13 protein-coding genes and 1 tRNA gene are annotated in these 13,995 nt (G+C 73.5%); 4 read left to right on the top strand and 10 right to left on the bottom strand.

The genetic code is table 11. The annotated features are described in order from the left end of the window. Window positions 1-28: 28 nt before the first annotated feature. From trxB to FGW31_RS32060, 6 genes are all read right to left on the bottom strand, one after another. Entirely contained in the window at window positions 29-1,000 is a 972-nt protein-coding gene (trxB, locus tag FGW31_RS32085; RefSeq protein WP_142197044.1) for a thioredoxin-disulfide reductase, read from the bottom strand. Continuing rightward, window positions 997-2,292: a S8 family peptidase gene (locus FGW31_RS32080; protein ID WP_142197043.1), complete on the bottom strand. Its 1,296-nt coding sequence runs from the start codon at window positions 2,290-2,292 to the stop codon at window positions 997-999. The genes trxB and FGW31_RS32080 overlap by 4 nt, the downstream gene beginning before the upstream one ends. A gap of 178 nt (window positions 2,293-2,470) precedes the next feature. Continuing rightward, window positions 2,471-2,914 carry a thioredoxin family protein gene (locus FGW31_RS32075; RefSeq protein WP_142197042.1) on the bottom strand — a complete coding sequence of 148 codons (444 nt, stop codon included), beginning with the start codon at window positions 2,912-2,914 and terminating at the stop codon, window positions 2,471-2,473. A gap of 70 nt (window positions 2,915-2,984) precedes the next feature. Further along, window positions 2,985-3,338: a rhodanese-like domain-containing protein gene (locus FGW31_RS32070; protein WP_142197041.1), complete on the bottom strand. Its 354-nt coding sequence runs from the start codon at window positions 3,336-3,338 to the stop codon at window positions 2,985-2,987. An 18-nt stretch (window positions 3,339-3,356) separates the two neighbouring features. After that, on the bottom strand, window positions 3,357-4,748 hold the full coding sequence (locus FGW31_RS32065; RefSeq protein ID WP_220450328.1) for a purine-cytosine permease family protein: 1,392 nt from the start codon (window positions 4,746-4,748) through the stop codon (window positions 3,357-3,359). Beyond that, entirely contained in the window at window positions 4,735-5,475 is a 741-nt protein-coding gene (locus FGW31_RS32060; protein ID WP_142197040.1) for a tRNA-dependent cyclodipeptide synthase, read from the bottom strand. The genes FGW31_RS32065 and FGW31_RS32060 overlap by 14 nt, the downstream gene beginning before the upstream one ends. Window positions 5,476-5,738: 263 nt before the next feature. Between FGW31_RS32060 and FGW31_RS32055 the strand changes: the two genes are divergently transcribed. After that, on the top strand, window positions 5,739-6,653 hold the full coding sequence (locus FGW31_RS32055) for a LysR family transcriptional regulator (protein WP_142197039.1): 915 nt from the start codon (window positions 5,739-5,741) through the stop codon (window positions 6,651-6,653). Next, the gene (locus FGW31_RS32050) at window positions 6,650-7,648 is read left to right on the top strand and encodes a LysR family transcriptional regulator (RefSeq protein ID WP_182675028.1); all 999 of its coding nucleotides are present in this window, start codon (window positions 6,650-6,652) and stop codon (window positions 7,646-7,648) included. The genes FGW31_RS32055 and FGW31_RS32050 overlap by 4 nt, the downstream gene beginning before the upstream one ends. Window positions 7,649-7,662: 14 nt before the next feature. Here the strand turns inward: FGW31_RS32050 and FGW31_RS32045 are convergent. Then, window positions 7,663-7,733 (bottom strand) — tRNA-Cys (locus FGW31_RS32045). 288 nt (window positions 7,734-8,021) lie between these two features. On the opposite strand from FGW31_RS32045, the gene FGW31_RS32040 reads away from it, so the two are divergent. Beyond that, window positions 8,022-9,584: an MFS transporter gene (locus FGW31_RS32040; protein ID WP_233452608.1), complete on the top strand. Its 1,563-nt coding sequence runs from the start codon at window positions 8,022-8,024 to the stop codon at window positions 9,582-9,584. 39 nt (window positions 9,585-9,623) lie between these two features. Here the strand turns inward: FGW31_RS32040 and FGW31_RS32035 are convergent, their stop codons facing one another. Next, window positions 9,624-9,800, bottom strand: a complete 177-nt coding sequence (locus FGW31_RS32035) for a hypothetical protein (RefSeq protein ID WP_142197037.1) — start codon at window positions 9,798-9,800, stop codon at window positions 9,624-9,626. Between the two features lie 470 nt (window positions 9,801-10,270). Between FGW31_RS32035 and FGW31_RS32030 the strand changes: the two genes are divergently transcribed. Beyond that, window positions 10,271-10,720 carry a hypothetical protein gene (locus tag FGW31_RS32030; RefSeq protein WP_142197315.1) on the top strand — a complete coding sequence of 150 codons (450 nt, stop codon included), beginning with the start codon at window positions 10,271-10,273 and terminating at the stop codon, window positions 10,718-10,720. Between the two features lie 22 nt (window positions 10,721-10,742). Here FGW31_RS32030 and FGW31_RS32025 read toward each other — a convergent pair whose 3' ends face one another. Further along, a complete protein-coding gene (locus tag FGW31_RS32025; protein ID WP_142197036.1) occupies window positions 10,743-12,236 on the bottom strand; it encodes an SDR family NAD(P)-dependent oxidoreductase in 1,494 nt (497 codons plus the stop codon). A 72-nt stretch (window positions 12,237-12,308) separates the two neighbouring features. Beyond that, window positions 12,309-13,769 carry a wax ester/triacylglycerol synthase family O-acyltransferase gene (locus tag FGW31_RS32020; protein ID WP_142197035.1) on the bottom strand — a complete coding sequence of 487 codons (1,461 nt, stop codon included), beginning with the start codon at window positions 13,767-13,769 and terminating at the stop codon, window positions 12,309-12,311. Between the last annotated feature and the right edge of the window lie 226 nt (window positions 13,770-13,995).

The following is a 13,995-nucleotide window of genomic DNA, read 5'->3' as shown; positions in this document are numbered from 1 at the left end:
CTGCGAGTCTGCCACGCCCCGCTGCCCTTCAGGATCCGGCGGGCTCCGCGCGGCGCCGGTCGTCCAGGCCGGCGAGGTACCGTTCGGCGTCGAGGGCGGCCAGGCATCCGGCGCCCGCCGCCGTCACGGCCTGCCGGTAGACGGGGTCGACCACGTCGCCCGCCGCGAACACCCCCGGCACACTGGTGCGGCTCGACGGCGCGTCCACCCGCACGTACCCGGCGTCGTCCAGGGCGAGCCGGCCGGCGAACAGGTCGGTGCGCGGGCGGTGGCCGATCGCGATGAACAGCCCGGTCACCTCCCGTTCCTCGGCCGCCCCGGTGCCCGTGTGCCGGAGCGTGAGGCCGGTCAGTCCCGAACCGGCGTCACCGTGCAGGGCCACCACCTGCCGTTCGAACGCGAAGGACACCTTGGGGTCGGCGAACGCCCGCCGCTGCAGGGCCTTGGAGGCCCGCAGGGTGTCCCGCCGGTGGATCACCGTGACCGAGCGGGCGTACCGGCTCAGGAAGGTGGCTTCCTGCAGAGCGGTGTCGCCGCCGCCGACCACGGCGATGTCGTGGTCGCGGAAGAAGTACCCGTCGCAGGTGGCGCACCAGGACACGCCCCGCCCCGACAGTTCGTCCTCCTTCGCCAGGCCGAGCCGGCGGTGCACCGAGCCGGTGGCCACGACGACGGCCCGCGCACGGTGTTCGCGGCCCACGCCGTCGGTGACCGTCTTCATCTCGCCGGCCAGGTCGACGCAGACGGCCTCCTCGTCCACCGGCTCGGCCCCGAACCGCTCCGCCTGCGCCGCCATGGCGTCCATCAGGTCCGGTCCCCGTACGCCCTTGGGGAAGCCCGGATAGTTCTCCACCTCGGTGGTGGTGACCAGGGAGCCGCCGATGAGGCCTTGGCCGCGCAGGATCACCGGGCGCAGGTCGGCCCGCGCGGCGTACAGGGCGGCGGTGCAGCCGGCCGGGCCCGCCCCGATGACGACCACCTCGCGTACGTCGCCGCTCACCGCTCGCCCCCGCCGCTCGTGCCGCGGGCCGGACCGGTGTGCAGCAGCAGGTCCGGCGAGTCGGGACCGGCGTCACCGACGTGCCCACGGGTCGCGGCGGCGGCGAGCGCCGCGTCCAGTTCGACGGGTGTGGCGTCGGGGTGGCGGGCCAGGTGCAGGGCGGCGGCGCCAGTGACCTCGGCCGTGGCCGCGGAGGTGCCGGTGAGCACCGCGTAGGCGCTGTCGCCGCGCGCGCCGGCGGTGGTGATGCCGGTGCCGGGCGCGAACAGGTGCACGCAGTGGCCGTGGTTGGACCAGGCGGGGCGCCTGTCGTCGCGGTCGGTGGCGGCGACGGTGATGGCGGTGGTCTGCCGGGCGGGCGTCGTCTCGCAGGACTCGACGCCCTGTCCCGAGGCGTCCCCGTTGCCGGCCGCCGCGGTGTACGCGATGCCCAGCTCGGTCATCCGGTACAGCTGGAGGTCCAGCACCGAGCCCGGCTCGCCGGAGAAGCCCAGGTTGACCACGGACGGGCCGTCGGCGTGGGCGGTGATCCAGTCGACGGCGGACATGATGTGCTCCAGCGTGCCGGTGCCGTCGCAGCCGAAGGCACGCACGGACCGCACGGTGGCCGCCTTGGCCACGCCCGTCCACCGTCCGGCGGCGGTGGCCGCGGAGGCGGTGCCGTGACCGTTGCAGTCGCTGTCGCCGCCGGGCCGCCGGGTGATGGCGTCGTACGCGCCGTGCGCCCGGCCGCCCCGGAACTCCTGGTGGCCGACCCGGACGCCGGTGTCGACGATGTAGGTGTCCACGCCGGCACCGCTCGTGGGGAAGGCGTAGACGTCGTCCAGCGGCAGGTCGCGCTGGTCGATGCGGTCCAGGCCCCACGAGGGCGGCGACCACTGGATGCCGCCGAGGGCCGGGCCCGCGGCGCCGGACGGCCGGAGCGCCCGCGGTTCCCCGGTGACCCGGCCCGCGACCCGGTACACGCGGTCGCTGGTGATCGAGTCGACCCGGGTGTCCGCGTAGTAGCGGTTCACCTGCTCCTCGGTGAGCGAGACGGAGAACGCCTGCGAGGCCGCGTGGTACACCCTGCGCAGCTCGCCGCCGTGACGGGTGATCAGCTCGGCGGCCCGCCGGGCGACCGCTTCCTCGGTCGGCTCGGTGCCGTTGACCTGGATGATGTGGACGGTGGTGGAGGCGGGCCGGACCGCCGCTACGGCCGGCGACGCGGGACCGGTGATCACGGCGGTGAGGGACAGGCCGGCTGCTGCCGAGGTGGCCGCGATGACGGCCTTCAACAGGGGTTTCTTCATGGGGGGTTCTGGCCTTTCGCCTGTGCTGCGGGGGGGCACCGTGCGCTGCGCCGGGGCGAGGGCCCGCGCGGCGGGCGGGCGGTGCGGGGAAGGGGGCGGGGGTGGTGCGCGGGAGGGGTGCCCGGGGACGGCGTCGAGTGGGGTGACGCCGTCCCCGGGCGGAGGCGGAACCGGCGGGTTACAGCCGGTTCAGCCAGGTGCGCAGCGAGGTCGGGCCGTCGAAGCCGACCAGACGGCTGCCGGCCTCCTGGCCGTTCTGGATGTTGAGCAGCGCCGGTATGCCCCGCACGCCGTACTTCCGGCTCAGGTCGGGGTTGTCGTCGACGTCGACCCTCGCCCACACCCAGGCGCCGTTGTCCTCGGTGTTGTACTTCTGGAGGTAGGGCTTCTGCTTCTGGCACCAGTAGCACCAGTCGGCGGTGAAGTCGAGCACCACCGGCTTGGTGTGCGACCACTGCATGACCTGCGCGTAGTTGGCCGATGTCACGTCGACGACGGAGGGGATGTCGGTGGTGGCGGCTGCGGACGCGGGGGCGGGCGCCGGTGCGGCGGCCGCCGGTACGGCGGCACCGCCGAGCAGCACCGCGACGGCCGTGGCCGCGACGGCCAGGGAGCGATTCATGGTCTGTTCCTCTCGTGGGGTGTGACGGGTGGATGCGCGCGTGCGGCGAGGGGTCGGGCGCCGGGCCCGTTCAGTCACCGGCGGTCTGCGTGGGCAGGCCGTGGGCGACCCAGTCCTCGATGCCCTCGCGGTACTTGCGCACGTCCGTGTAACCGAGCGACACCAGCCGCGCGCCGACGAGTTCACTGTTGCGGCACGGCACGTTCGCGCAGTACACGACGGTGGGGGCGGTGCGGTCCGGGAGTACGGTGGGCGCGAGTTCGTCGGTGCGGCGCGCCGCCTCCTCGTAGGGGAAGCCCGGGATGTTCACCGCACCGGGCAGATGCTCGCGTTCGTAGTAGGCCGTCGGCATCGTGTCGACCACGATCACCTTTCCGGCGTCCATCTCGGCCTTCAGTTGCTCGCGTGTCACCAGGGGCAGCACGTCGTCCTCCGGTTCTCTTCACGTGGTGCGGTCGGGAAGGGGGGTGGTCGCGGCGGGGCCGCCGCGCCGGGCCCGCAGCGCGCGGCCGGCCGTCGCGTAGAGGGCGAAGGCGGCCACGACGGCGTTGATGGGGGGGATGCCGGCGTCCACCTGGGCGCCGACGAACGCGCCGACGGCCCAGCAGATCAGGGACAGCGGCAGCCAGTCGGGGACCCGGTCGGGCAGCGCGCCCGTCCGGTGGGCGGCGTCCAGGACCGCGCGGTAGCGCCGCACCACGTAGTACTCGGCGATGATGATCCCGGCCACCGGAGGAGCGAGCACCCCGATGGTCTCCAGGAAACCGGTGAAGTCGTCGGTGACGCCGACGGCGGACAGCGCGGTGCCCGCCGCGCCGATGACCAGGGTGACGGGACGCCGGCCGACGCGGCGGCCGACGAGCACGTCGACGCTGTTGACGGTGGCCAGGGCGGACGAGTACAGGTTCCAGTCGTTGATCTTCAGGATCGCGGTCGCCAGGATCAGCGTGCCCAGCACTCCCGAGGAACTGGTGACGATGCCGACGACGTCGGCGGTGCGGGCCGCGTGGCCGAGGAGCACCGCGGTGAGCCCGATCAGGTACTCGCCGAGCGTCACGCCCAGCAGCGTCTGCTTGACGACGTCGGAGGGGCGGCGGTTGAAGCGCGTCATGTCCGGGGTCATCAGCGCACCGAGGATGAACGCGCCCGCCACCAGCGTCGTCCCTTCGGCCAGGGACATCACCGGGCCCGGCGGCGGCCCGGTCAGCAGGTCGGCCGGCGTATGACCGGCCAGCGTGTCGGCCACCGACCAGCCGGCCAGCACCAGGAACGCCGGCACGGTCAGGTACGCCGTCCACGCCATGGTGGTGAAGCCGTGGACGGAGACGGCGGTGACGACCGCGCCGCCCACCACGGCCCAGGCCCACTCCGGCGCCCAGCCGGCGAGATCGTGCATGCCCTGGGCGAACACGCCGTTCTGCACGCCGAACCAGCCGGCCAGGCTGAACGCCACCAGCATGCCGACGGCGGCTGAGCCCTTCCGGCCGAAGCCCGACCAGCGGGCCAGCACCGACGTGGACACCCCCTCCCGGACCCCCGCGACGCCCAGGAGGATCGTGACGACCTCCAGCATCACCGACCCGACGGTGATGGCGATCACCGCGTCGGTGAACGTCATCCCGTACCCCAGCACGGCGCCGACCATGAACTGCTGGAAGGAGGAGACCTGTCCGAAGCGCTGCACCGCCACGGAGAACCAGGAGTGGCGCGCCTCGTCGGGCACCGGGGTCAACGAGTAGTCGTCCAGGGCCTCCTTCCCGGCGGCGTCCACGGCGCCCGGCGGGCCGGTCCGGGCCGGCGCGGCACGTCCGGGCCCGGCGTCAGCCCGCGTCACGGGCCACCTCCCGCGGCTGGACGGGACCCTGCGCCGGCTCCGCTGCGGACCGTTGCTCCACCGGCTCACGGACCACCAGGAAGCCCTGTCCGTCCGTCGGCCGCCAGCTCAGCTCCCGGCGGTAGAAGCGCTCCAGGAAGGCGACGCGCTGGTGGTAGACGAAGAGCGACGGCCGGTGGCCGGTGATGCCTCCGGCGTCGGCGAAGAGCGGCAGTTCGGCGAGGAAGTAACGGGCGGCGCTGTGCAGTTGCTCCTCGCCGGGAGTCGCGCCCGGCGGCAGGTTCCGTTCCAGCACCCAGTGCGAGGCGCCCAGGCACGCGGTGCGGAAGTCCTCGTCCTCCTGGAAACACCGGTACGCCTCGTCCAGCAGCGTCAGGTAGCGGGGCGTGCCGTACAGGCGGTCCATCCCCAGGACGTGCCGGTCGGGGTTCGCCACGCCCAGGGTGTGCAGCGCCGTGGCGATCTTGTTGTGGACGTACTGCCCCTGCCGCCGGGCCTTGTGGCGGGCGCGGTCCGGCTCGTACCCCAGCGCCTCCAGGGTGTACGCCGCGACCGCGTCGGGCACGAAGAAGTGGACGTTCCCGAAACGCCTCAGGGCCCAGCCGGCCAGTCGCCGCAGTCGCGGCGTGCTGAAGTAGCTGTTGAAAGGGCTGACTCCGATGCACACATGAGTGGCCTCGGACAGGAGACCGCCGCAGCGCTCGGTAAGTGGTTCACATTCCAACATGTCGTGTCCTCGGACGGTAGGGGGACGAGCCTGCCCTCGCGCAGCCGGGTCCGGCCGGTCGAGCGATGACTGGAATGGTGACGACCCGTCGGAGGGCTGAATACTGCCGCCCGGTCATGCCATTTCCGCATCCCCTGAAAGGACAGCGGAGCGTGCCCGCCGACAAACGGGTCGTGACCATTCCGCGGGCGCAATTCCGGAAAATTGACCGCGTCGGGCGCCGACACTGGTGAAGGCCCCGCCGAAGGGCTTAACTCTTGGTCATGGACCTGCAACTCCGGCACTTACGTCAGCTGTGCCTCGTCTCCGACACCGGAAGCCTCAACAAGGCCGCGAAGGCCCTGGGACTCCCCCAGCCCGCACTGAGCCGGCAGATACGGCGGCTGGAGGAACTGTTCGGCGGGGCACTGTTCGAACGCGACCGGCACGGCACCCGCCCGACCCCGCTGGGCAGCGCGGTGCTGGCCGACGCGCAGGGCATCCTCCGCTCCTTCGACGCGTTCGCGCAGCAGTTGCGCGACTACCGCGCACTGCGCAGCCGGACGCTGCGGATCGGCTGGGCGCACAGCGTGCACTGCGTGGCCCTGCTGAACGCGCTGCGGCCACTGGCGTCCCACGAGCGCGTGCAGATCGTGGCCCCCAACTCCACCCGCGAACTGATGGATCTGCTGCGGGCGGGCGAGGTGGACATCGCCCTGCGGGACCACGCCTCCACCAGCGGCCCGCCGCCGGAGGGCGACGGCCGGATCGGCTACGTCGCCTGGGCCGAGTCCCCGATCCGGGTGGCGGTGGCCGCCGACCGCCCGCTGGCCGCCGCCGAGCGGCTCACCATGGCGGATCTCGCGGGCGAGGACTGGATCTCCTGCTCCGGCCCCGACGCCTGCGACGAGGAACTGCGCCGGCTGTGCGCCTCCTACGGGTTCGCCCCGCGCATCACCCACGACATCGTGATGTCCGGGCCCCGCGGCCAGGTGATCCGGCACCAGGGCTGCGTGGCGCTGACCCAGGCACGCCGCCCCGTGGATCCGGGCGTGGTGCAGCGTCCCGTGGCCGACCTGGACATGCGGGTCACCCATCTGGTGGCCTTCCGCGACTGGACCGCCCCGCTGATGCCGAAGCTGGTGGCGCTGCTGTCCGCCGCGCTGCGCGAGCGCACGCCCGCCGCCGAACTGTCGTGAACATAGAGATCCAGGACCTCCGGGTGCTGCGGGCCGTGGCCGACACCGGGACACTGGCCGGCGCCGCGCGCGCACTCGGCATCGACCAGGCCGGTGTGACGCGCCGCATCCAGCACCTCGAACGGGTCACCGGGCTGGTCGCGCTCCACCGCGACCACCAGGGGGCCCGGCTCACCGCCGCCGGACGGCTGCTGCTGCGGTGCGCCGACGAACTGCTGCCGCGGATCGACCACCTCCTGGCCGCCGGCAGCCGCCAGGACCCGCCCGACCCCTCGGCGGAGCGGCTGCGCATCGGCGCGGTCCCCACTCCCGCCCTTCCGCTGGTCACCGCCCACGCCCGGGCCCTGCGGCCGTCGGCGGTCGTCGAACCCCGCACCGTGCCGGACGTCTGCCGGGAGCCGGCCGACGGCGGGCACGGCGAGGACGGCGAGGACGGCGAGGACGGCGAGGACGGCGAGGACGGCGAGGACGGCGGGGAGACGCTGCCGGAGCTGTTCCGCGTCCACCGTCTCGATCTGGCCGTGATCCGGCACTCCGCCGTGCTCGACGCGCCCCTGCCGGAGCGCTTCGACTGCGCCGTGCTCGCCGAGGAGAACCTGCTCGTCGGCACCGCCACCGGTCACCGGCTGGCAGGCCGGCCCGGGCTCGCCCTCACCGACCTCGACGGGGAGACGTGCCTGCTCGTCGGCGGCCGCCGCCACGCCGGCCTGCGACGCCACTTCACGGCCGCCGTGCGCCGGGCCGGCGTGCGCGTCGCGCTGCACTGGGCATCCGACGAGCACGAGGCCGCGGCGCTGGCCTGCGCGGTCAACGGTGCGCTGCCCGCCTTTCCGTTCCCCGCGCCGGCGGCCGGTGTCGTCCACACGCCGCTGTCCGACGCCGTGACCCGCCATCGGCTGCTGCTGGTGTGGCGCTCGGACGGCGGGGCCGCGGCCTGGGCGCCCCGGCTGGCGGACCTGGTCCGCGAGGCCTACCGGGGCGCCGGGCCGGGCTGAACCGTACGCGGCAGAGGTGGAGACAGGATTCGAACCTGTGTGAACGGCTCTGCGGGCCGTCGCCTCGCCTCTCGGCCACTCCACCATGCGAGAAAGAACGTTTCCTCGTACACCGGCGTTTCTCGACGACCGCATCGACCGCACAGCGTTCCCCGATCGACGCATTGTCGCGCCGGCACCGAAAAAAGTAGCAGCCGCCGACCACTGCGGGAATACCCGGATTCAGACATCCCCGGGACGTCCGCATTCCGTACGCGCATTCTTCTGTGCCTTTTTGACAAGGGGTCATGCCTTCTTCTCATACCCGTCGACAAAGGGCGGCCGAGGAGTTTGACTGCACCGGACATCGAATCGCGATGAAATCGAGGACGGCGTGTCCGAGCAGACCTCCGGGAAGTCACGGAAGTGGTGGGCGTTCGCGGGCCTGGGAACGCTGAGTTTCCTCGGCTGCATCGACCTGACCATCGTCAGCACGGCGGCACCGGTCATCCAGGAGGAGCTCGGCGCGACGGTCACCGAACTCCAGTTGATCGTGAACGTCTTCGTGGTGGCCCTGTCCACCGGCATGGTGACCGCGGGCCGGCTCGCGGACAGCCACGGCCGGCGCAGGGTGCTCTACATCGGGGCCGTGATCTTCGGCCTGGCCTCGCTGGGCGCGGGCTTCGCCACCACGCCGGAGTGGCTCATCGCCTTCCGCTTCGTGCATGGGGCGGCCTGCGCGGCCCTCTACACCGCCACCGGGGCCCTCGTCTCCGCGATCTTCCCGCCGCAGGAGCGGGGCAGGGCCATCGGGTGCCTGTACGGGGTCAACGGTCTCGGCCTCGCGGCGGGACCGGTACTGGGCGGCGTGCTCGTCGGCTCGGCGGGCCGGCCGTGGGTCTTCTGGCTCAACGTCCCGCTCGTCCTGGCGGCGTTGGCGGTGTGCCTTCCGACGGTGCCCGAGTCCTACGGCGAGCGGCCGGCCGGCGGCATGGACCGGCGCGGGCCGGCGCTGCTGTGCACCTCCGTCCCGGCGCTCGTGCTGGGGCTGACGCTGGGGCACGTCCGAGGCTGGTCGTCCCCGGGCATCGTCGCCCTCCTCCTGTACGGATGCGCCGGCCTCGTCCTGTTCGGGCGGGTGGAACTGCGGGCGCCGAACCCGCTCATCCGGTTCCAGCTGTTCACCGGGCGGACCTTCCTCGGAGCCGTCACCGCGGATTTCGCGCTGGCCTTCTTCTACTGCGTCGCGCTCTTCTTGATGCCGCTGTACCTGCACACGGTGCGCGGCTTCGACGGGCACACCACCGGGCTGCTGATGCTGCCCTGCACGGCCGTCGTCGCGGCGCTCTCCCCGCTGGTCGGCCGGCTGGTCGACCGGTGGGGGCCACGCCGCCTGCTGTGCTCGGGCTTCCTCGCCCTCGCGGTCTCGGCGCTGGCCCAGACCCGCCTGACCCCGGCCACGGACATGCCCGCGCTCGTGGCGGCCTTCGCCACGATGGGGGTGGGCTGGGCCCTGGTGCTCGGTCCGGCCACCGTCGCCGCCCTGTCCGCGGTGCCGGGCCACCTGGCGGGAACCGCCGTCGGCGCCTCGTGGACGTGCCACAACCTGGGCGGCGCCCTCGGCCTGGCCGCCGGTATGGAGGTCTACCGGCTCGCGGCGCGGGACGCCCTCGCCGACCGGCTCGCCGCTCACGAAGTCGCCGCCGGCCCCTGGGCGGCGCGGGTCGTGGAGGACCCGCAGCAGGGCCCCGGCCTGCTGCGGCGCCACACGGACCTGACCGCGGCTCAGGCCCGTGACGCCTTCGACGCCATGTTCGTGGCCGGCAGCCGGGCCGCCATGTGGCTGCTGTTCGCAGTGGCCCTGGCGGCCCTGGCCGGCATCGCCGTCGGGCTCCGCCCCGCCCGGACCGCCGCCGGGGCCCGCGGGAAGGAGCGGGCCGGGGTGACGTCACCGTAGGAGCGGGAGCCGAAGGCGCGTGCGGCGTTCGCGAGACGGTCAGTCGACGCTGGGGAGGATGTGCGGCTCGGCGAGGTCGTCCTCGTAGCCGGCGAGGCGGATCGGGGCCGAACGGGCCCACACGTCGAGGCTGCCGAGTTCCCCGGGCCTGCGGGCGGCGCGCTCCGTGCGTTCCTCGGGGCGCTCTTCCCGTGTCTTCGTCTTCTCCGGTGTCACCGCGCACTCCTTATGTGTCGGTCACCCTCGGGACGCGCCGCGTCGGCCCTGTGCCTGGCGTCGGACGTCCGCTCGGGTCAAGTCGAATGCCGTTCGGACGCGGTGGCGCCGGTAACTCGAGGGAGAGCAGGCCGTTGTCGACCGGCCGGTCCCATGACGGACGTGGGTGCGGGTAGGACCCTGTGCTGCTGTCCGTCCGCATCAGAGTAACCAAATGAGCGGCCCCCCGCTCGATGGGGCTCGAAACCGCCGGTAACAATCACATGTCAGAGAGCGCTCAATCCACCCCGATATGCGGCTATTTACGGACACCTGGGACCTGCTCGGGTCACTCGTTCGGAGTACCAGGACGTCGGCGTCCGCGACAAGAGCGCGTGGTCATGGCGCAGTTCAAGTCCCGTTGGCCGGTACGCAAGCTCGCCATGGTCTGCTGCCGTACGGCAACGGCCTACTCCCGGGAGGACCGGCGCATGGAACTGCGCACCGTCGAGGAGCTGATGGACCTGCTGTACGCGTGCCGGGGCACGCGGGAGGTCCCGGACCGCGGCGAGGCCCCGGTCGACGCACACGACCACGCCCTGCGGACCGCCGCGCTGCTGCGCCGAGGGCGGCCCGCCGACAAGGAACTGCAGGTGGCGGGCCTGGTGCGGCCCGTCGGCCGACTGCTGTGGCCGGGCGAGCCGACGGCGCGCGCCGACCGCGCCGCGGACGCGGTTCGGGCGCTGCTCGGCGAGCGGGTGGCCGGGCTGGTCCGTCGCCGGCCCCGGCCCGACGTTCCGGCCGACGACGACCTGCTCGCCCTGCGCTCGGCGGACGAGGAGGCCCGCACCGCCTGCTTCGACGCGGGCGTCCTGGAGGACTGGCGGACCGTGCTGGAGCTGCTGGCGGCCCGCAACTCCCGCTTCGGCATGGTCGACTGACGGGCCGTGGGGCCGCCCGGCGTCACCACCGGCCGGGCGCGTAGTCCTTCAGGAAGACGCCGTACAGGTCCTCGCCCGCCTCGCCGCGCACGATGGGGTCGTAGACGCGGGCGGCACCGTCGACCAGGTCGAGCGGGGCGTGGAAGCCGGCCTCGGCCAGGCGCAGCTTGTCGTAGTGGGGACGCTCGTCGGTGATCCAGCCGGTGTCGACCGAGGTCATCAGGATGCGGTCGGTGTCGAACATCTCCTGCGCGCTGGTCCGCGTCACCATGTTCATGGCCGCCTTGGCGGCGTTGGTGTTCGGGTGGCCGGCGCCCTTGTAGCCGCGGGCGAAGACGCCTTCCATCGCGGAGACGTTGACGACGTACGCGCGCCCGGCGGACGCCCTGCGCGCGGCCTCGGCCATCGCCGGACGCAGCTTGCTGATCAGGATGAACGGCGCCGTGTAGTTGCACAGCTGGGTCTCCAGCAGCTCCACCGGGGAGATCTGGTCGATGCTCTGCACCCAGGTGTTGCTGTCCACGACGTCGGGGACCAGGCCGCCGGCGTCGATGGCGGTGCCGTCACGGTGCCGGGCCACGCTGGCGTTGCCCGCGACCAGCGCCAGGTCGGCCACCTTCTGCGCGTCGAGACCGCTCACGCCGACGGGCAGGGCGGCCAGGCCGTCGACGGCGCCGGAGTTGAAGGCGCCGATGACGTGGTGGGCGGGCAGCTCACCGGCCGGCAGCGGCGCGCTCTCGCCCTCGACGAGCGCGGCGTAGGCGGACGGCAGGCGGCGCACGGTCTGGGTGGCGTTGTTGATCAGGATGTCGAGCGGGCCCTGCTCGGCGACCTGTTCGGCCAGCGCGACGGCCTGGGCGGGGTCGCGCAGGTCGATGCCGACGACCTCCAGGCGGTGGATCCAGTCCGCGGAGTCGTCCATCGCCTTGAACCGGCGGATGGCGTCCTTCGGGAAGCGCGTGGTGATCGTGGTGTGGGCGCCGTCGCGCAGCAGCCGCAGCGCGATGTACATGCCGATCTTGGCGCGTCCGCCGGTGAGCAGGGCGCGCTTGCCGGTGAGGTCGGCGCGGGCGTCGCGCCGGGCCCGGTTCTCGGCGGCGCAGTTCTGGCACAGCTGGTGGTAGAAGTAGTCGACCTCGACGTAGCGGGTCTTGCACACGTAGCAGGAGCGGGGGCGCTGCAGTATCCCGGCGATCGCTCCGGGCTCGACGCGGGAGGACGGCAGGATGCCCTCCGTCTCGTCGTCGATGCGCTGGGCGGAGCCGGTGGCGGTGGCCTCGGTGACGGCCTTGTCGTGGGCGGTCTTGGCGGCCCGGCGTTCCTGACGGCGGCGCTGCTTGACCGTGCGGTAGATGTGCGAGGTGGCCCGGCGGACCGCGATCGCGTCCGGGTGGTCGACGTCGAGCTTGTCGAGTTCCTCCAGCACGCCGAGGCAGACCGCGAGCCGCTCCGGGTCGATACCGGGCCCGTGTGCCACCGCGTCCGCGGCCTGGGGGCCGTCCTCTGTCACCGTCATCGCCGCTGCCGTTTCCCGCTCTGCCGTCGGGGCGCCCGGACGGGCACCCGCTGTCGAACGGCGGATTTTACTTCAGCGCCGGGCCGCAGCACCAAACCGGCCCTGCCGGCCGTCGCAGGCGGTGATCAGCGTCTTCACCTCCTCGCTCACCGCGTGGGCCAGCCGGTCCAGGTCCGGGACGGCCGCGCCGTCGGCGACCAGCCCGTAGTGGACGCGTCCCCGGTACGTGGAGACGGCGACCGCCAGGGAGTGCCCGGGGGCCAGCGGGGCGAGCGGGAAGACGGCGTCGAGCGGGTCGCCGCCGAGCCGCAGGCCGAAGCCCGGCAGGGGCACGCTGGTGACCAGGACGTCGAACCAGAGCCGGGCCGCCTGGCCGAGCAGCGGTCCGCCGATCCGGTGTCCGAGCGGCGGCACGTGGTCGGCGAGCAGGGCGACGGCGCCCGCGCCCCGGTGGGGGCCGGCGTCCTTGTTGCGGTCCATGGCACCGCGCACGGCGCCGAGGCGGGCCAGCGGGTCCGGTTCGCCGACGGGGAGCCGTATCAGGTACCCGGAGAGCCGGTTGCCCTGCGGGTGGGCGGTGCGCGGGCGGCGCCGGGAGACGGGGACCAGGGCGCGGGGCGCGACGCCGTCGCTGCCGTCGCCGCGCTCGTCGAGCCAGCGGCGCAGCGCGCCGGCGACGACGGCGATCAGGACGTCGTTGACGGTGCCGCCGGCGCTCTTGCGGATCCGGTGCACGTCGTCCAGGTCGGCCACCGCGCCGGCGGTGCGGCGGGTGCCGCTGGGCGGGCAGGTCAGGGCGGGTGAGGAGCGCATGTCGAGGGTGGAGCGGGCGACGGCGGCGCCGATGTCCAGGGCGCGGCCCGCGTCCGACAGTGCGCCGCGCACCAGTCCCGGCACCTCGCGCACGTCCGGGAGCAGCCCGCGTGGGGGTGCGGCGGGCCGGGGCCGGGGGGTGGGCAGGTCGATGGGGTCCATCAGCGCGGCGGCGAGGGTGAGGGCCCGCAGCCCGTCGGCGAGGGCGTGGTGGAACTTGAACAGGACGGCGAAACGGGTGGCGTCCTCACCCGGCAGCACATGGGCCTCCCAGGGGGGCCGGGTGCGTTCCAGCGGGCGTCCCATGAGCTGTCCGGCCGCGGTGTGGAAGCAGGCGGTCGGCGGGTGCAGCCGGATGTGGTCCAGGGGGTCGAAGCCGGGGTCGGGTTCGCGGGTGGCGCCGCCGAAGGCGAGCGAGCGGCGCAGGGCGGAGACGAGCGGCCGGCCGAGCGCGGCGGTGAGGGGTTCGCCGGGGGCGGGAAAGGCGCGGCGGAGCGCCGCCAGGGACGGGCGCGGCGCGGGCGGCTGCCACACGTCGCGGATCCGCATGCGCAGTCCGGGTACGGCGGCGGTGCGGGCGGCCAGCAGGTCGGCGGCGTGGGCCGCCGCGGAGGGCGAGCGGGCCGCGAAGACGCCGAGTGCCGCGAGGTGCATGGGATGACCGGTGGACTCGATGTTCCAGAAGGCGAGGTCGAGGGGAGCGAGCGGGTCTTCGGTCATGGGCGGGGCCTCGCGTCGACGACGGGACGGGGAGAGATGGGGAGAGGTGGGAAGAGGTGGGAAGAGGTGGGAAGAGGTGGGGAGGGTGGAGTCGGGACGGATCAGCAGTCAATCGCTCCCGGCCGATTACGGTCAAGTACGATCCGGCTACTCATAGTTAACAACAGATGACGTGTCCGCCCCTTCCGCGGCTGCGGCGGAAGGGGCGGTACTGGTGGGCCCATGG

The sequence above is a fragment of the Streptomyces calvus genome (assembly GCF_006782915.1).
Classification (GTDB): Bacteria; Actinomycetota; Actinomycetes; order Streptomycetales; family Streptomycetaceae; genus Streptomyces; species Streptomyces calvus.
The sequence above is the reverse complement of the archived record's forward strand: the minus strand, read 5'-3'. Positions and strand labels throughout refer to the sequence as shown.

Bases quoted from the DNA above. Each gene is read 5' to 3' on its own strand.
- FGW31_RS32080 (WP_142197043.1), bottom strand. From the start codon at position 2,292: ATGAAGAAACCCCTGTTGAAGGCCGTCATCGCGGCCACCTCGGCAGCA.
- FGW31_RS32075 (WP_142197042.1), bottom strand. From the start codon at position 2,914: ATGAATCGCTCCCTGGCCGTCGCGGCCACGGCCGTCGCGGTGCTGCTC.
- FGW31_RS32060 (WP_142197040.1), bottom strand. From the start codon at position 5,475: ATGTTGGAATGTGAACCACTTACCGAGCGCTGCGGCGGTCTCCTGTCC.
- FGW31_RS32055 (WP_142197039.1), top strand. From the start codon at position 5,739: ATGGACCTGCAACTCCGGCACTTACGTCAGCTGTGCCTCGTCTCCGAC.
- FGW31_RS32030 (WP_142197315.1), top strand. From the start codon at position 10,271: ATGGAACTGCGCACCGTCGAGGAGCTGATGGACCTGCTGTACGCGTGC.
- FGW31_RS32025 (WP_142197036.1), bottom strand. From the start codon at position 12,236: ATGACGGTGACAGAGGACGGCCCCCAGGCCGCGGACGCGGTGGCACAC.
- FGW31_RS32020 (WP_142197035.1), bottom strand. From the start codon at position 13,769: ATGACCGAAGACCCGCTCGCTCCCCTCGACCTCGCCTTCTGGAACATC.